Below are 15,603 nucleotides of genomic sequence, written 5' to 3' on the forward strand. Positions count from 1 at the left end.
CCTGTTCCCGCCTCACCGAGGAATTTCGGCCGACAACTCTGGACCCCACCCCCCATCTTGCCGCAAGTCCCGGGGTGCGCTATATGTTGGAAACGGCGAGGAAGGATACCGACTCCCGCCGACACCACGAGGCCCGCGAGGAGACGATCTCCCGCGGGCTTCGTGCGTTCAGGGCCCCACCCGGGCTTGCCTCTTGCACACCGCCCGCCGCTCGACCGCAGCACGTTGTCCCGAAGCAGGAGGTCCGGACGTGGCGAAGATGGGGGAGCCGCGCAGCGCCGAAACCGGCGCCGCGCGTACGAACGTTGGAAAGAACGAGCGCATCCTCTCGGTGCTGGGAGGCGGCGCGCTCGCCGTCCTCGGCCTGCGCAGAAGGGGCGTGCAGGGCACCATCCTCGGCCTTGCTGGCGCGACGTTGGTGCACCGCGGCGTGACCGGCTACTGCCAGGTGTACGGCGCCCTGGGTATCGACCGCTCCCACGACGCCGCGCGTCCAAGCAAGCCCGACCCCGACGCCGGGTTCCGCGGCTCGGCGCGCACGGCCATCCAGCGGCCCGCGCGCGAGCTGTACGACTTCTGGCGCGACTTCACGACGGCACCACGCTTCCGCGACGCCATCACGCGCGTGGAGATCCTGGACGAGAGCACCTCGCGCTGGACCGCCGCGGGGCCGATGGGCCGCTCCTTCCAGTGGACCTCGCGCCTGACGGAAGACCGCCCCGGCGAGTACATCGCGTGGGAGTCGATCGAACCCTCCGACATCCCCAACCGCGGCTCCGTGCGCTTCACCCCGTTCGGCGACGGCACGCAGGCGGAGGTGCACTACACCGTGGAGATCGATGCGCCGGGCGGCGTGGTCGGCCAGGCGATCCTGGGCCTCTTTCACAGCAGGCCGCAGGCGATGCTGGAGGACGACCTGCGCCGCTTTCGCGAGCTGATGGAGGCCGGGGGGCCGGCGCGGCGCGAGCTGCAGTAACCGACCAAACCATCACACAGAGGGCACAGAGGGAACCGCAAGGCGCAGAGAAGCCTTATCTGTTCTCGTTGTGCCCTCTGTGGCTCTGTGTGAGGCGCTTTTTAAGATGGCCGAATACACATTCGTAGTCGACAAAACCGGCGAGCTGCGCATGGACGCGGCGGCGAAGGCGGAGCGGTATGCCCTCGTAACCGAGCAGATCCGCGCGACGCTGGAGGGCGAGCGGGACCTGCTGGCGGGGATGGTGTCCATCGTGTGCCTCCTCCACAACGCGTTCCCGTACTACTTCTGGACGGGCTTCTACCGGCGCGTCGCGGAGCGGATGCTGCTCGTGGGGCCGTACCAGGGGTCGATGGGATGCCTCTGGATCCCGTTCGAGCGCGGGGTGTGCGGCGCTGCGGCGCGCGAGGGAAGGACGCTGATCGTGGAGGACGTGAACACGTTCCCCGGCCACATCGCCTGCGACTCCGCATCGATGTCCGAGATCGTGGTGCCGGTGTGGGACGCGCGGGACCGCCTGATCGCGGTGCTCGACGTCGACAGCACCATCCCCGCCGCCTTCGACGAGGTGGACCGCGAGCACCTGGAGGCGATCATCGCCCTGCTGCGCGACAAGGAGGCGCTGCCGGTGGTCACAGCGTGAGCAGCGAGATCAACGTCAGCGCCACGATCGTCCCGCCGAGGATGGAGCCGTAGCACACGACCACGGCGGCGTACTTCAGGAGCGTCTTCGGCCATCCCTGCCCGTACGACACCTTCATCGCCCACAACAGGTACCCGAGCAGGATCAGCCCGACGACGCGGTTGCGCCCCGGCACCGTGTACGGGACCATCAGCCCCGCCGCGGCGACGAGAAAGGCGAACGACTGCACGTGGAGCGCGAAGACGAGGTGCTCGACGTACATCTTCCGCCGGCGCAGGTAGAGGAGGTGCAGCACGCCGGCGAAGGCGGGGACCAGGAAGAAGGTGGCGCGCGGCGCGTTGCGGTTGAAGCTCTCCATCTGCAGACGCAGCGACTCCAGGGGAGCCATCGCGTTGAGCTTGTCCTGCTGGCGCAGGATGCGCCGGGCCAGCGGGCGCGTCCAGCCGGGCGCACTCAGGGTGTCGAAGCCGAGGTTGATGTTCTGGGGCCGCTCGCCGGGGTGCTGCGCCTCCCACTGGCGGACGCGCGGGGCGGCGTCGCGCCACATGCGGTCCGCGTTGGCGATGCCCGAGAGCGCCACGAAGAAGACGACGCTGGAGACCAGGTACAGGCGAAAGGGCGGCAGGTACCGCGCGATTCGCCCCGCCACGTACTCCCGCGTGAGCAGGCCGGGGCGGAAGATGAGCGCTCCCAACGTGCGTGGGAGGGCCGCGTTGAGGGCGAGCTGGTCCTCCAGCGTGTCGGTGAGGATGCGGCGCACCGACACCAGCCGCTCCGCGTTGCGCTGTCCGCAACTCGGGCAGAAGCGGTCGTCCACCCACGTCCCGCAGTTGGGGCACGCCCGCGCGGGAGCGGCGCGCCGGTCAGGCGAGCTCGCTTCGGGTGCGACGGGAGCGGTCTGGGTCATCGCGGCGCTCGCGGCGTGCGGCAAACGGGTACCCGCCCACCGCAGATGCTGAAGTCGTGCCGCGCCGGACCTTCGGCTTTCTTAGATACCGAACCGCGCCAGGAGCCTGAACTCGCGGTCGTATACCTCTACTGCGTTATCATGCCGGAGCATAGCCCGGCCCGGCGGCACGGGAGGAGGCGTGAGTGTCACGAAGTACCGGTCGCCGGAGCGGTAGAACGCGAAGGTATAACGCTCAGGGGCCCGGCGGGGCTGCGCTTCCACGGCCTCCCAGAGCTTACCGCAGAGCGCACGGTCGCTCTCGGTGCGCAATGGCTTCACGGAATCGCGAGACGCACTCCCCATGTCGACATTCGACTGCGCCAGATTGGGAAGGGAAAGCAGACTCCGGACACGACGCTCGGACTGCTGATCCGTGGGCGGGCACCCGCGCTGCGCCACTGCGGGCGTCGGCGCGAAAGAGTACGACGTGAGGAGCAGCGCCACCGCGAGGAATGTTCTCATGTGATCGACCAGGAATTGAGGGGCGTCGCACTGCCGCACAACGCGGATGCCGGACTCGTGCCATGCGGGTGCGGGCACGATGCCTGCGCAGGGGCGCCGCACCTTTTCGCCGGCCCCGGCGCCGTCCACGACCGACGGTGGCGAGGCGGGCCCCTGATTGGAGACAGACGATGGGCGACACCAGCGTGATGAAGGTCAGCTCCACGAGCTCGCCAACCGGCGAGCATGGACAGAAGTACCTCGCGACCGGCGTCTCCCTCTCCATGCGCCTGTGGGAGAACGCGCCCCCGGAGGACGACAAGGAGCCGGTGGCCCGCGACTACGAGGTGGTGGGCTTCGTCATCAGCGGGCGCGCGGAGCTGCACACGGAAGGGCAGATGCTCATCCTGGAGCCCGGCGACTCGTGGACGGTGCCCCGCGGCGCCACCCACACCTACCGCATCCTGGAGCCCTTCACCGCCCTCGAGGCGACCCACCCGCCGTTCCAGGTGCACGGGCGCGACGCGGGGTAGGAATAAAGAAGTGCCAAGTGCCAAGTGCCAAGTGCCAAGTGCTAAGTGAACTTCGCTCTTCAGGACTTAGCACTTAGCACTTAGGACTTCTTTTCTCTTCGCGCTTTGCGGCGGGCGGATGTATCTTCCGCGCCGACCCGCACCCCGCGCGCCGCCATGACCGATCCGCCCGCGACGCCCGGAGCGCGCATCCTGCGCGCGCTCCTCCGCGTTCCGCTCTTCTACAAGATCCTCATCGCCAACGCGGCGCTGGTGCTGCTGGGCGCCGTGCTGGGGAGCACGCTGACGGCGGCGTACGTGCGCGCCAAGCCAGGGGGCTCCATCCTGGACCTGGCGAGCGCCTTCGCGCTGGCCGGCGTGGGGGCCACCGTGCTCGTGAACGCCGTCATCCTGCGCCTTGCGCTGCAGCCGCTGGAGCTGCTGGAGCGGAGCGCGGCGCGCGTGCAGGCCGGAGACCTGGACGCGCGCGCCCCCGTCTCCCCCATGGCGGACCGCGAGCTGGAGCAGCTCACCCGCACCTTCAACGGCTCGCTCGACGCCGCGGCGGCCTACCGCGCACGCCTGCGCGAGGTGGCGGCGCGCGCCCTGTACGCGGCCGAGGAGGAGCGGAAGCGCATCGCCCGCGAGCTGCACGACGAGACGGCGCAGCTCCTGGCCGCGCTCCTCATCCGCATCCGGGTGCTGCGCAACGCCGATCCGGAGGCGCTGGAAAGGCTGCTGGACGACATGCGGCGCGAGATCGGGGCGGCGCTGGAGGGGGTGCGCCGCTTCGCCCGCGGACTGCGGCCACCCGCCCTCGACGAGCTGGGGCTGGTGCCCGCCATCGAATCGCACGTCCGCTCCGTGTCCGAGATCGCCGGGCTGCGCGTGCGGCTGGAGGCGGAGCCGGTGGACGGCGCACTGACGCCCGAAGGCGAGCTTGCGGTGTACAGGATCGTGCAGGAAGCGCTCTCCAACGTCGTGCGCCACGCCGCCGCCACCCTCGCCACCGTGCGACTGCGGCGGGAGGAGGAGCAGCTCGTGGTGACGGTGGAGGACGACGGGCGCGGCTTCGACGCGGCGCGGGTGAGGAGCGCGGATTCGGGAGGGCTGGGGCTATTCGGAATGAGCGAGCGCGCGTCGTACCTGGGCGGGCGCGTGGAGGTGAAGAGCACCCCCGGCGCCGGCACGCGCGTCTGCGCCGAGATCCCGCTGGCGGAGGCGCGCGCGTGACGGGTGCAGGCGCTTGGCTGCCCCGTTATATTCCAGCATCGCGAATGGACGCGGTGCACACTTCCATGGAGGACGGATGAGCGCGGACGGGAAGATCGAGAACGTGGTGATCGTCGGATCGGGCCCCGCGGCCTGGACGGCCGCCCTGTACGCCGCACGCGCCAACCTGGATCCGCTCGTGATCGAGGGGGAGCCGTCGCCCACGATGATCCCGGGCGGGCAGCTCATGTACACCACCGAGATCGAGAACTTCCCCGGCTTTCCGGACGGGCTGCAGGCGCAGGAGCTGATGGAGCGGATGAAGGCGCAGGCCGTCCGCTTCGGCACGCGCGTGATCGGCGAGAACGTGGCCTCGGTGGACCTCACCGGGCACCCCTTCGTGCTGCGGCTCACCTGGTCCGGCGAGGTGCACGCGCGCTCCGTCATCATCTCCACCGGCGCGCGCGCCAACTGGCTGGGGCTTCCCAACGAGATGCGGCTGGCGCAGTCGGGCGGCGGCGTCAGCGCGTGCGCGGTGTGCGACGGGGCCCTCCCCGCCTTCCGCAACCAGCGCCTGGTGGTGGTCGGCGGCGGCGACACGGCGATGGAGGAGGCCAACTACCTCACCAAGTTCGCCAGCGAGGTGGTGATCGTGCACCGCCGCGACTCGTTCCGTGCGTCGCAGGTGATGGCGAAGCGCGCGCTGGAGAACCCAAAGATCAGCGTGCGCTGGAACTCCGCCGTGACGGACGTGCTGGGCGACGAGTTCGTGACGGGCGTGCGCCTCAAGTCGCTCACCACGGGCGCGGAGGAGGATTTCGAGTGCGGCGGGCTGTTCGTGGCGATCGGCCACACGCCGAACACGTCGTTCCTGGAAGGGGCGCTCGAGCTGACGGAGCACGGCTACGTGAAGACGCCGCACCCCTGGCGCACGCGCACCAGTGTCAACGGCGTCTTCGCCGCCGGGGACGTGATGGACGACTACTTCCGCCAGGCCATCACCGCCGCCGGCACGGGGTGCATGGCCGCGCTGGAGGCGGAGCGCTGGCTTGCGCTGCACGACGGCATCGGCCAGGACCCGGTGCTGGAGACGGCCGAAAGCTCGATCGCGCAGGCGGACCACGGCGGGATCGCGGTGGACTGAGGGGGCGGCGGGGCCCCCTCCCCCGCTCGTTCCTCGCGGCCCCTCCCCCAAACTGCGGGGGAGGGGCGTTTGCGTGCATTGGTGCCGGTTGCGCGGGGCGGCGCCGGGGAGGGCACGGGCAGCCACGCGGGGCTGCCCCTACGGATTTTCGGTGCGCGGGGGCGTGGGTCGGGGTGGCGGCAGGGGTGGGCAGACACGCAGGTCTGCCCCTACGGGCATCGGTGCACCACGGCGGGCGGTGGGGCCGTGGCGGGCACGGGCGCGATGAATCGCGCCCCTACAGGATCCGCGCGGCGCCGGCAGATGCAGAGGACCGCACCATTCCCCATTCCCATTCCCCATTCCCCATTCCCCATTCCCCATTCCCCATTCCCCGCCCTTCAGCACCCCGCCAGCGTCACGCACCCGCTCTCCTTGAACCCGCGCGGCTCCAGCTGGATCGTCAGGTGGTGCAGGCCGAAGCGCTCGTGGAGCATGCGGTGCAGGTCGGCGAGGATGTCGGCGGAGGGGCGGCGCTCGTGGCGCTCGCCGACGATGACGTGGCCGCTCATCGCCTCCATGCCGCTGGTGATGGTCCAGACGTGGAGGTCGTGCACCGCCTCCACGTCGTCCACCTGGAGCATGGCGGCGCGGACTTCGTCCAGGTCGATGTGGGTGGGGGTGCCTTCAAGGAGGACGGAGACGCTTTCCTTGAGGAGACCCCAGGAGGCGTAGATCACGAGAGCGCCGATGAGGACCGACACCGCCGGGTCCGCCCAGAACCAGCCGAAGGCCCACACGGCGGCGCCGCCCGCGATGGCGCCGACGCTCCCCAGCGCGTCGGTGAGCATGTGCAGCCAGGCGCCGCGCACGTTCAGGTTCTCGCCGCGGCCGCCGTGGAGCACCCACATCCCCGCCAGGTTCACCAGCAGACCGCCCACCGCGATCCACATCACCAGCGCGCCCTGCACCGGCTGCGGATGGCTCAGGCGCTGGAAAGCCTCCACGAAGATGAAGAGGGAGATGGCGATCAGCGTGCTCGCGTTGGCGAGCGCGGCCAGGATCTCGGTGCGGTGGTAGCCGTAGGTGCGGCGCGCGTTGGCGGGGCGGTGCCCGATCCACGCCGCGAAGAGCGAGAGCGCCAGCGCACCCACGTCGGAGAGCATGTGCCCCGCGTCGGCCAGCAGGGCGAGGGAGCCGGCCATCCAGCCGCCCACCGCCTCCGCCACCATGTACGCCGCCGCCAGCACCAGCACGACCGCGAGCCGGCGCTGGCTGCCGTGCGCGTGGCCGTGCGCATGCCCGTGTCCGTGGTGGTGTCCCGCGCCCATGGCCGTTCGCGTCAGGTGGAAAGTTGTGCCCGCGGTGCGCGCTTCCTCCACCCCTGCACCACGAGAAAGATCCCCACGGCGATCATCAGGAGGGAGAGCGTCTGGCCCATCGTAAGCGGGCCGAGCACGGTGCCGAGCTCGTCAGCCTTGTCGGTGAACTGCACGTCCGGCTGGCGAAAGAGCTCGATGAAGGTGCGCGCCACGCCGTACCCCAGCATGAACACGCCGCCAAAGAACCCCGCGCCCAACGGGTGCCCGCGCCGCGCCGACCAGCGGTACACGAGCCAGAGGATCACCCCCAGCACCAGCCCCTCGCCGAGCGCCTCGTAGAGCTGCGACGGGTGGCGGAGGGGGACCTGCGCGCGGACCGCGTCCCACCGACCGGACTCGTAGGCGCCGCGGATGACGCGCTCGCGATCCTGCAGCGCGCCGCCGACTCCTAGGAGCTCGGCCGCCTTGGGATCGGCCGGAAAGCGCACCGCCCAGGGCACGTCCCGCGCGGCGATGCGTCCGTACAGCTCGCCGTTGACGAAGTTGGCGACGCGCACCGCGAAGATTCCGGGGCACACGCCCAGCGCCAGGGAGTCGCCCAGGTTCAGGAAGCGGGCCCGGTGCTTCCGCGCGAACCAGGCGCCGGCCACGATCACGCCGAGCAATCCGCCGTGGAAGGCGAGCCCGCCCTCCCAGATGCGGACGATGGAGAGCGGGTTGGCGGCGAACCTGGAGAAATCGTAGAAGAGGATGTAGCCGAGGCGCCCCCCGAGGATGACGCCGAGCATGAGGGCGAAGATGAGGTCGCCCACCGCGTCGGGATCAAGCTTCAGGAAGCGCCTCTGTGCCAGGCGCCGCAGGATGTAGTACGCTACGCCGAACCCGGCCATGTACCCAAGCCCGTACCACCGCACGTCCAGCGGCCCGGGGAGGTCGATCGCGACGGGATCGATGAAGGGGTAGCGTATCTCCAGCACCGGGAGGGGCTAGCGGCGCGCCGTCGCGATCTTCGCCTCGGTCTCGGACAGGCGCATCTCGATGATGGAGCGGTCCATCGTCCCTTCCTTGGTGTCCTTGAGCATCTCGCGGTACAGCTCCGCGGCGCCCTGCCAGTTCCCCGCCCCTTCCTGGAGGATGGCGGCCTGGTTCAGCGCCTCGGCGCGCTGGAAGTCCATGCGGGCGGTGGCCGCGGCGTCGCGGTACGCCTGGATGGCGCCGGCGCGGTCGCCGGTGCGGGCCAGCACCGAGCCCAGCATCAGCTGCCCCTGGTACTTCAGGTTCCCGCCGGAACCGGCGACTTCACGGGCGTGCGGCAGCGCGCGGGCGGGCTGGTTGGCGTCCAGATAGAGTCCGGCGAGCTCCAGGCGCGCCTCCTTCCCCTCGTTGGTGCCGCCGTACTGCGCCACGAACGCCTCCAGCTGCGTCGTCCGCTGCGGCCCCTGCGCGTTCCCGGCGGAGAGCTCCAGGTACGCCACCGAGGCCCGGGACGCGTTGCTGCGCTGCATGAGGAAGTAGCCCACGGCGAGCAGCATCAGCACGGCGAGGGCACCCGCCACCGTCACGATCCGGCGGATGTTCCGCTTGGCCCACTCCGCGACTTCGGCGGCGCGCATTGCGAACGCGTCGTCGGACTGGACAGCGGCGGAGGGGCGGCGGGTACGGGCGACGGAGGGCGAAGCCATGCAGTCCTCGGAATGGAGTTGCGGCAGCGGCGCGATTTCGGCCGAAGCGCCTGGTTGCACCGGAAACGGCGATGGGTGCACGCCGCCACCCGGCGGGTGCACAGAAACCGAAAATTAGCGCCGCGCTTGGACTTGTGTCAACCGGGAGTGCGTGAGTGCGGAAGTGCGTTAGTCCTGAGTCCTAAGTGCCAAGTGCTGACCCCCGGCCATTCCCCCCCAGCACTCAGCACTCAGGACTTAGCACTACTTTTCCAACGCACTCACGCACTCACGCACTCACGCACTCACGCACTTCCTCCCCCACCGCCACCGCCGCATCCCGCCGGATCATCCGCGCCGGATAGATCCACTCCAGCAGCGGCGAGGTCATGAAGGTGGTGACCAGCGCCATCAGCACCATCATCGCGAAGAGCGCGGGGGAGATCACGCCGATGTCCAGGCCGATGTTGAGGATAACCAGCTCCATCAGGCCGCGCGTGTTCATCAGCACGCCGACCGCGCCGGCCTCGCGCCAGGTCATCCCCGTGAAGCGCGCGGCGAGTGTGGAGCCGCCCCACTTTCCCGCAACCGCCACCAGGATGATCAGCGCGGCGTACCCCCACATCTCCGCGCCCTCCAGCAGCCCGAACGCGGTGCGCAGGCCCGTGAAGGCGAAGAAGAGCGGGAGGAGGAGGACCACCGTCACGTCCTCCAGCTTCTCCGTGAGGGCGTGGACGAAGCGCTCCCCCTTGGGCATCACCGCGCCGGCCAGGAAGGCGCCGAACAGCGCGTGGATCCCCAGGTACTCCGTCACCCACGCGGAGGCGAGGCCCAGCAGGAGCACGCCGCCGAGGAGGTCCTGCGTCAGCCTGCCCTGCCGGTGGAAGGCGCCCTCCAGCCGCGCCAGCACCGGCCGTACAAGTCCGAGCATCACCGCGACGAACGCCGCCGACCCGGCCAGCGTCACCCAGAGCGAGTGCGCGCCCGTGCCGCTCCGCACCACCGCCACCACGCCGGCCAGGATGCACCACGCCGTCACGTCGTCCACCGCCGCGCAAGCGATGGCCACCGCCCCCACGCGCGTCTTCGTAAGCCCGCGCTCGGTGAGGATGCGCGCCAGCACGGGGAACGCGGTCACGCTCATGGCCGCGCCCATGAAGAGCGCGAAGCCGGTGAACGTGACGCTGTCGTCCGAGAGGCGCGGGTAGAGGAGGAGCGAGAGGAGCGCGCCGAGGAAAAAGGGGGCGACGATGCTGGCGTGGCTCGTCACCACCGCCGTGTGGCTCTTGCCGCGCAGCAGCTTCGGGTCGAGCTCCAGCCCCACGAGGAACATGAAGATGAGCAGCCCGATCTGGCTGATCGAGTTCAGGAAGCCGAGCGACGCCGCCGGAAAGAGGCGCGCGGAGATGTCGGGCGCCGCCCACCCGAGCAGCGACGGCCCCAGGAGGATCCCCGCCACCATCTCGCCCACCACCTGCGGCTGGTGGATGCGGCGGAAGAGGAGCCCCACCAGCCGCGCCGCCACCAGCACGACGCCGATCTGGACGAGGAGAAGGAGAAGGTTCGGCATCAGTGTCCCCCGCCCTTTCTCCCTGGCTTTGGCGCGCGCGCGGCTTCGAACGGGATCGGCAGGCAGTGCTCGCCCCCGACCATCGCGGCGCCCTTCATCCGCCCCGGCGCCGTCGTGAGGTCGACGATGGCGCGCAGGGCCGTGCCCCCCATCGGATCACAGTACTCCGCATGGGTGAGGGCAAGACCGCCGTTCCTCAGCTCGAGCGTGTCGCCGCGAAACCTGCCCCGCAGCTGGATTCCGCCGCTCACCGGCAGCACGAGCGAGAGGTGCTCCCCCGACTGCTGCACCACAAAGGTGGAGCCCGCGAGCGGCCCCGCCCCGATCCGCCACTCGCCGCCGATGGCGCGCGGCGCACGCAGGTCGCGCCCGGCGTGCAGCACGCCGAGCACCCCCGCGATCGGAATGAACACCATCATCACGTACGTAAGAAGAGACTTCATCGGAACAGGCGGAATGGTGGGCGCGATTGGCGGCGGGAAAGTGCCCCGGCCGCGCGCGTGTGTCAACGAGGGGTCCGTAACGAACGCGGGCGCCCAATCGCCGGGGGATGAATCCTCCGGCTGGAACGACGGGAAGCCCGCTGAAGCGGGCTCGCGCGCGGCGATCTGTGGGGCGCGGCCCTCCCCCCCATTTTGTCATCCTGAGCGACGCGCTGCACCGCCCTTGCCCCGGCTCCTCACTCTGGCGCGGAGCGAAGGATCTACTACGCGCGACGAGAGGACGGCGCGCGGGCCTCTAGCCTCGCCGGCCTTGCAGAACCGCCCTCCGGTGCGGTACCCTGCCGATTGCGGAATGCGATTGCGCAGGAGGAGCCCACCGGTGGAGATGCGTACTTGATCGACTTCCACAGCCACCTCGTTCCCGGCGTGGACGACGGCGCGGCCGACGTGGAGCAGGCGCGCGCGGCGATCGCCGAGATGCGGGGCCAGGGGGTGCACACCGCCATCACCACGCCGCACCTGAGCGGCGCGCTGACGGCGCACCCCGAGGAGCTCCGCGCGCGCCTGGACCAGGTGGAGGCGGGGTGGAAGGAGATGCGCGGCATCGCCGCCGCGGAGGAGCCGGCGCTGCGGCTGGAGCTCGGCGCCGAGGTGATGCTGAACACCGATACCCCCGACCTCTCCGACCCGCGCACCCGGCTGGCGGGGACCCCGTTCGCGCTAGTCGAGTTTCCGCGCATGCTGGTGCCGGTAACCGCCGAGCAGACCCTTTCGTACCTGCTGGAACGCGGATGGACGCCGGTCGTGGCGCATCCCGAGCGCTACCCGAACCTCCACGAGGAGCTGCGCGATGCCGCGGAGTGGCGGCGGATGGGCGCGCGGCTGCAGGTGAACGCGGGTTCGCTGCTGGGCCGCTTCGGAAGGGAGCCGCAGGCGCGCGCATGGCGGCTCCTGCGGCTCGGCTGGGTGGACTACCTGGCGAGCGACTACCACGCGCGCGGCCGGCTGGCGCTGGCGGGCGCGCGCGACCTGCTCCGCTCGCGCGGCGGCGAGGAGCAGGCCGGGCTCCTCCTGGAAACCAACGCCGCGCGCCTCCTGCAAGGCGAGCCGCCGCTGGAAGTGCCGCCGCTGGAGGTGACGCCGCCGCTCTGGAAGCGCATCCTGCGGCTGGGCGAATAGATCCGCGGGGGCGGGTTGCGGCGTATCGCGGGAAGGCGAGCCCCTCACGACACCCTGTCCGAATCGTCATGCAGCCATCGACCCGCACTCCCATTCCGGGGTACTCCCTCCATCCGCCCGGCGAGGCGGATGCGCGCGCGGCGCTCCAGCGCGTCTTCGGCGCCGAGCGCGGCGGCGAGCGCTGGTCCGAGGCGTGCCGCGCGGCCGGCCTGCAGGTGGGCCGCGTGGAGGACGGCTCGCCGTTCGAGCGCGCCATCCAGGCGCTCTCCGCACAGGGCGGCCCCACCGCTGTCGTCGCGCGCTCGATGGAGATCCGCCTGCGCACCTATGCCCGCCTCGCCGCCAACGGCGCGGCAACCGCCGCCGGAGCCCCGCGATGAACGCACACGATCCGCTGTACGACGCCGCGCGGCTCCAGGAGATCGCGGATCTGGACCTCCTCTCGCCAGACATCGACCCGATCCTGGCCGAGGTGGCCGCGAAGGCGGCGGCCCAGCTGGGACTCCCCGTCTCGCTGATCAGCGTGGTGCTGGACGAGGCGCTGCACGTGGCCGGCTCGCACGGCATCGACGGGCTCTGGCTGGCCGAGACGCGCGGGCACCCGGTGGAGTGGTCGTTCTGCGCCACCTCGGTGCGCACCCGCGACGCCTTCGTGGTGGAGAGCGCGACCACGCACCCCTATCACGCCACCAACCCGCTCGTCACGCAGGACGGGGTGCGCTGCTACGCGGGCGTCCCGCTGATCTCGTCGCGCGGGCACGTGCTGGGCAACCTGTGCGTCGTGGGCCTGGAGGAGCGCACCTTTTCGCCCGCCGACGTGGAGGTCCTCCGCGACCTCGCCCGCGAAGCCGTCGCGCGCATCGAAGGCCGCCGGGCGTAGCGGATCTGGCCATCTTGTTGACGAAAGCGGTACGGGGAGCAAATCTCTCCGTACCGCTTTCTTCTGGAGCCCCGCCGCGATGAGCACCCCCGCATCTTCCCGCCCTCTGTGGACGTGCCCCGACTGCGGGCGCGCATTCGCCAACGCGGGGCAGCGGCACGCGTGCGGGCGGCACTCGCTCGAGGCGCACTTCGCCGGGCGGGAGCCGCGCATCCGTGAGCTGTACGACGCATTCCTGGCGCGGATCAGGGAGATCGGGCCCGTGACCGTGCTGCCGCAGAAGACGCGCATCGCCTTCCAGACGCGGATGTCGTTCGCGCAGCTCACTCCCGCGCGCGCCTGGATCGACGGGCACCTGGTGCTGGCGCGGCGTGTGGAGCACCCCGCCTTCCGCCGCATCGACACCATCTCGCCGCGCAACCACGTCCACCACTTCCGCCTCACCGATGAGGCTGACATCTCCCCCGACCTGCTCGCCTTCCTGCGCGAAGCGTACGACGTGGGCGAGCAGAAGCACCTCGACCGCTGATGGAGACGTCCACCCGCCTAGCGTCTCGAGGGACCCAAATGTCACGCAAAGGCGCGAAGACGCGAAGGAAAGGATGAGATCACTTTCTTTGCGCCTTCGCGTCTTTGCGTGAGACCCTTATCCGTGACTCCGCCCGCGTATCAGAAAAGCATTCCGACGGAGAGCCGCAGCGTGGGGATCACCAGCTGCGCTTCGCCGCTGGCCGAGGTCACGGGAAAGAGGCGCTTGCCGCCGCCGCCGTAGCCGTAGTAGAAGCGCCGGTCCACGCCCATCGTGTGGCTCCTCGCCACCTCGAAGCCCACGCCCAGCGCGGTAAAGGTGTCGCCGCCGTCCGGGGCCACGTGGTCGCCGCGCACCCAGGTGGGCCCGAACGTCACGCCGAACGACACGCCGTTGAGCCCATCGGCGGAGGGGTAGTAGCGCAGCTTGCCTTCCAGCGTGGCGTAGTGGAGCTCGCCGGTTTCGTACACATCGCCCGGTGCCAGGCCGTCGTAGGTGTAGCCGTCCGCGGAGAAGTAGCTCGATCCGAGCCCCAGCGATACCGTCGGCGCCACCACGCGCTCGTAGTCGCCCGCGTAGAAGCCGAAAAGGAAGTGGAACGGGAGTATGGAGATCGACTGCGTCCGCTCCGGAGGGAGCGAGTCGTCGATCTGGGCACGGGCCGGGGCGGCGCAGAGGAGCGCGGCAACGGCGGCGGCAAGGGCACGCTTCATCTTTGGGGCTCGCGTCGCTTGGGAGATCGTGGATGCGCCATGCGCACCGAACGCTCCCAAGTTGCCACCCGCGGGGCGATGCCGCTGTACGTCGCGCTACGTAGCGGCGGCGCGCGCAGTACGTAGCCGCCTCACCTCCCGCGCAGAATCACCGCGTCCTGGTGGTTGTTGATGGCGCGCTCGCGGTACTCCAGCACCTCGAAGTACTTCGACCACTCCCGCAGGATGTAGTCGCGGGTGTGGAAGCTGTTCTGGTAGAAGTCGGGGAGCCCGTCCGGCTTCAGCATCCCCGTCGCGCCCTCCACGAACAAGACCCCTGCGGCATCGATCTCGGCTTGCCGCGGGATAGCTGCGCGCGCGAGCCGCTCGCCGTGCACACTGATGATGAGGATCGCACCCGGCCGCGCGATCCGCCGCAGCTCCTGGAGCCAGGCGAGCTGCAGTTGCTCGTCGAGGTGCGTGAAGACGGAGATCGAGTAGATCAGGTCGAAGGCCGCGTCGGGGAAGTGCGTCGGCGGATGGTGGCCGTTCACGCTCCAGCGCACTTCGGGGACGTTCCGCTCGCACCACGCGATGGACTCGGGATCGATGTCGGTGCCGTGCAGCCGGCACGATGCGGGGGCGTCGCGCAGGAAGCGGAGCACCCGCGCCGGGCCGCATCCGAAGTCGAGGACGTTCTCGAACGAATGGACGCCGCGCCCCAGCGTGCCCAGCAGGTCATCGAGATCGCGCGCCACGTTCCTCCCGACGATGAGGAACGTCTGCACGTCCGTGCTCCCGCCCACGCGCTGGCGCAGCCGGGCGGGCGGCAGCGGCGCGAGCTCCGGGTCGCGCAGGTCCCGAACGTCGCGCACCATCGCCGCCAGCAGCCGCGACTTGAACACCACGAACCTGCCGACATCCCACACCAGCCGCCTGGCGCGGTGCATGGGCGTCACGTCCGCTCTGGCCATTCGTCTTCGATCAAGGGGCGAAAAGAAGTCGGAAGAGCGCCTTCCTGGAGGTCGTCCCAGCCGAGGACGGCCCCGACGGCCGCGGGCAGCGCGTCCAGGTCGTGCGCGCCGGTGACGAGAAGAAAGGGCGCCTCGCACCCCAGCCTGTGCGCGGCGCGTACGACGTCCATCCCGGTTCCATCGGGGAGAAGGAGCGACAGCACCAGCAGGTCGTACGCCTCCGCCGCCAGGTGTCCCGATGCGGTGAACACGGTCGCCGCGTCCGTCATTTCCAGCCCGAGCCCGCCCACGATCGCCGCCAACGCCTGACGCATCCCGGAATCACCATCGACGATCAATGCTCGCATCTCTTCCCTGGCAGCGGCGGCGGCTTCCTGACGTGAGCGTGGCGCCCCCGCGAGCGGAATGCCACCGCCGGTTCCTCACACGACGTAAATAGCAGGGGAACGGAATGCGAGGTGTCTCAGCCGCCGGACCAGAGCTGGTCGTACACGGCC

The 15,603-nt window shown here is 70.4% G+C and carries 18 protein-coding genes; 9 read left to right on the forward strand and 9 right to left on the reverse strand.

Features of this window, described 5'->3' with window-relative positions; all coding sequences use genetic code 11:
* The first annotated feature begins 259 nt into the window (after positions 1-259).
* On the forward strand, positions 260-976 hold the full coding sequence (locus VF647_12415; GenBank protein ID HEX8452896.1) for an SRPBCC family protein: 717 nt from the start codon (positions 260-262) through the stop codon (positions 974-976).
* 106 nt (positions 977-1,082) lie between these two features.
* Positions 1,083-1,619, forward strand: coding sequence for a GAF domain-containing protein (locus VF647_12420; GenBank protein ID HEX8452897.1), 537 nt, complete (start codon positions 1,083-1,085; stop codon positions 1,617-1,619).
* On the opposite strand, the gene VF647_12425 is transcribed toward VF647_12420, so the two are convergent.
* Positions 1,609-2,526 (reverse strand): DUF3667 domain-containing protein, encoded by a 918-nt coding sequence (locus VF647_12425; protein HEX8452898.1) that lies wholly within the window; start codon positions 2,524-2,526, stop codon positions 1,609-1,611. The genes VF647_12420 and VF647_12425 overlap by 11 nt on opposite strands.
* A 674-nt stretch (positions 2,527-3,200) precedes the next feature.
* On the opposite strand from VF647_12425, the gene VF647_12430 reads away from it, so the two are divergent.
* From VF647_12430 to trxB, 3 genes are all read left to right on the forward strand, one after another.
* Entirely contained in the window at positions 3,201-3,542 is a 342-nt protein-coding gene (locus VF647_12430; protein ID HEX8452899.1) for a cupin domain-containing protein, read from the forward strand.
* 156 nt (positions 3,543-3,698) lie between these two features.
* Positions 3,699-4,754 (forward strand): ATP-binding protein, encoded by a 1,056-nt coding sequence (locus VF647_12435; protein HEX8452900.1) that lies wholly within the window; start codon positions 3,699-3,701, stop codon positions 4,752-4,754.
* A 76-nt stretch (positions 4,755-4,830) separates the two neighbouring features.
* Positions 4,831-5,877 carry a thioredoxin-disulfide reductase gene (gene trxB, locus VF647_12440; protein HEX8452901.1) on the forward strand — a complete coding sequence of 349 codons (1,047 nt, stop codon included), beginning with the start codon at positions 4,831-4,833 and terminating at the stop codon, positions 5,875-5,877.
* A gap of 380 nt (positions 5,878-6,257) precedes the next feature.
* On the opposite strand, the gene VF647_12445 is transcribed toward trxB, so the two are convergent.
* The 5 genes from VF647_12445 to VF647_12465 form a co-directional block, all read right to left on the reverse strand.
* Positions 6,258-7,187: a cation diffusion facilitator family transporter gene (locus tag VF647_12445; protein HEX8452902.1), complete on the reverse strand. Its 930-nt coding sequence runs from the start codon at positions 7,185-7,187 to the stop codon at positions 6,258-6,260.
* Positions 7,188-7,198: 11 nt separating this feature from the next.
* Positions 7,199-8,155 carry a prolipoprotein diacylglyceryl transferase gene (lgt, locus tag VF647_12450; protein ID HEX8452903.1) on the reverse strand — a complete coding sequence of 319 codons (957 nt, stop codon included), beginning with the start codon at positions 8,153-8,155 and terminating at the stop codon, positions 7,199-7,201.
* 9 nt (positions 8,156-8,164) lie between these two features.
* Positions 8,165-8,860 carry a tetratricopeptide repeat protein gene (locus tag VF647_12455; protein ID HEX8452904.1) on the reverse strand — a complete coding sequence of 232 codons (696 nt, stop codon included), beginning with the start codon at positions 8,858-8,860 and terminating at the stop codon, positions 8,165-8,167.
* Positions 8,861-9,128: 268 nt separating this feature from the next.
* Positions 9,129-10,409, reverse strand: a complete 1,281-nt coding sequence (locus tag VF647_12460; protein HEX8452905.1) for a cation:proton antiporter — start codon at positions 10,407-10,409, stop codon at positions 9,129-9,131.
* A complete protein-coding gene (locus VF647_12465) occupies positions 10,409-10,852 on the reverse strand; it encodes a hypothetical protein (protein HEX8452906.1) in 444 nt (147 codons plus the stop codon). The genes VF647_12460 and VF647_12465 overlap by 1 nt, the downstream gene beginning before the upstream one ends.
* 393 nt (positions 10,853-11,245) lie before the next feature.
* Between VF647_12465 and VF647_12470 the strand changes: the two genes are divergently transcribed.
* The 4 genes from VF647_12470 to VF647_12485 all read left to right on the forward strand — a co-directional run bounded on the left by VF647_12470 (position 11,246) and on the right by VF647_12485 (position 13,440).
* A complete protein-coding gene (locus VF647_12470) occupies positions 11,246-12,031 on the forward strand; it encodes a CpsB/CapC family capsule biosynthesis tyrosine phosphatase (GenBank protein HEX8452907.1) in 786 nt (261 codons plus the stop codon).
* Positions 12,032-12,099: 68 nt separating this feature from the next.
* Entirely contained in the window at positions 12,100-12,411 is a 312-nt protein-coding gene (locus VF647_12475; GenBank protein HEX8452908.1) for a hypothetical protein, read from the forward strand.
* Positions 12,408-12,911 (forward strand): GAF domain-containing protein, encoded by a 504-nt coding sequence (locus tag VF647_12480; protein HEX8452909.1) that lies wholly within the window; start codon positions 12,408-12,410, stop codon positions 12,909-12,911. The genes VF647_12475 and VF647_12480 overlap by 4 nt, the downstream gene beginning before the upstream one ends.
* Before the next feature lie 79 nt (positions 12,912-12,990).
* Positions 12,991-13,440, forward strand: a complete 450-nt coding sequence (locus VF647_12485; GenBank protein HEX8452910.1) for a DUF5655 domain-containing protein — start codon at positions 12,991-12,993, stop codon at positions 13,438-13,440.
* A gap of 140 nt (positions 13,441-13,580) precedes the next feature.
* Here the strand turns inward: VF647_12485 and VF647_12490 are convergent, their stop codons facing one another.
* From VF647_12490 to VF647_12500, 3 genes are all read right to left on the reverse strand, one after another.
* On the reverse strand, positions 13,581-14,153 hold the full coding sequence (locus VF647_12490) for a hypothetical protein (GenBank protein HEX8452911.1): 573 nt from the start codon (positions 14,151-14,153) through the stop codon (positions 13,581-13,583).
* 131 nt (positions 14,154-14,284) lie between these two features.
* Positions 14,285-15,106 carry a class I SAM-dependent methyltransferase gene (locus tag VF647_12495; GenBank protein HEX8452912.1) on the reverse strand — a complete coding sequence of 274 codons (822 nt, stop codon included), beginning with the start codon at positions 15,104-15,106 and terminating at the stop codon, positions 14,285-14,287.
* A complete protein-coding gene (locus VF647_12500) occupies positions 15,088-15,453 on the reverse strand; it encodes a response regulator (protein ID HEX8452913.1) in 366 nt (121 codons plus the stop codon). The genes VF647_12495 and VF647_12500 overlap by 19 nt, the downstream gene beginning before the upstream one ends.
* Positions 15,454-15,603 lie beyond the last annotated feature (150 nt).

The organism is Longimicrobium sp. (genome assembly GCA_036387335.1).
Lineage (GTDB): Bacteria > Gemmatimonadota > Gemmatimonadetes > Longimicrobiales > Longimicrobiaceae > Longimicrobium.

What these genes read in the sequence shown, in the direction of transcription:
- VF647_12475 (HEX8452908.1), top strand. Translation starts at nt 12,100, where the DNA reads ATGCAGCCATCGACCCGCACTCCCATTCCGGGGTACTCCCTCCATCCG.
- VF647_12455 (HEX8452904.1), bottom strand. Translation starts at nt 8,860, where the DNA reads ATGGCTTCGCCCTCCGTCGCCCGTACCCGCCGCCCCTCCGCCGCTGTC.
- VF647_12460 (HEX8452905.1), bottom strand. Translation starts at nt 10,409, where the DNA reads ATGCCGAACCTTCTCCTTCTCCTCGTCCAGATCGGCGTCGTGCTGGTG.
- VF647_12415 (HEX8452896.1), top strand. Translation starts at nt 260, where the DNA reads ATGGGGGAGCCGCGCAGCGCCGAAACCGGCGCCGCGCGTACGAACGTT.
- VF647_12445 (HEX8452902.1), bottom strand. Translation starts at nt 7,187, where the DNA reads ATGGGCGCGGGACACCACCACGGACACGGGCATGCGCACGGCCACGCG.
- VF647_12500 (HEX8452913.1), bottom strand. Translation starts at nt 15,453, where the DNA reads ATGCGAGCATTGATCGTCGATGGTGATTCCGGGATGCGTCAGGCGTTG.
- VF647_12425 (HEX8452898.1), bottom strand. Translation starts at nt 2,526, where the DNA reads ATGACCCAGACCGCTCCCGTCGCACCCGAAGCGAGCTCGCCTGACCGG.
- VF647_12490 (HEX8452911.1), bottom strand. Translation starts at nt 14,153, where the DNA reads ATGAAGCGTGCCCTTGCCGCCGCCGTTGCCGCGCTCCTCTGCGCCGCC.
- VF647_12480 (HEX8452909.1), top strand. Translation starts at nt 12,408, where the DNA reads ATGAACGCACACGATCCGCTGTACGACGCCGCGCGGCTCCAGGAGATC.
- VF647_12485 (HEX8452910.1), top strand. Translation starts at nt 12,991, where the DNA reads ATGAGCACCCCCGCATCTTCCCGCCCTCTGTGGACGTGCCCCGACTGC.
- VF647_12465 (HEX8452906.1), bottom strand. Translation starts at nt 10,852, where the DNA reads ATGAAGTCTCTTCTTACGTACGTGATGATGGTGTTCATTCCGATCGCG.
- trxB (HEX8452901.1), top strand. Translation starts at nt 4,831, where the DNA reads ATGAGCGCGGACGGGAAGATCGAGAACGTGGTGATCGTCGGATCGGGC.
- VF647_12495 (HEX8452912.1), bottom strand. Translation starts at nt 15,106, where the DNA reads ATGGCCAGAGCGGACGTGACGCCCATGCACCGCGCCAGGCGGCTGGTG.
- VF647_12430 (HEX8452899.1), top strand. Translation starts at nt 3,201, where the DNA reads ATGGGCGACACCAGCGTGATGAAGGTCAGCTCCACGAGCTCGCCAACC.
- VF647_12435 (HEX8452900.1), top strand. Translation starts at nt 3,699, where the DNA reads ATGACCGATCCGCCCGCGACGCCCGGAGCGCGCATCCTGCGCGCGCTC.
- VF647_12420 (HEX8452897.1), top strand. Translation starts at nt 1,083, where the DNA reads ATGGCCGAATACACATTCGTAGTCGACAAAACCGGCGAGCTGCGCATG.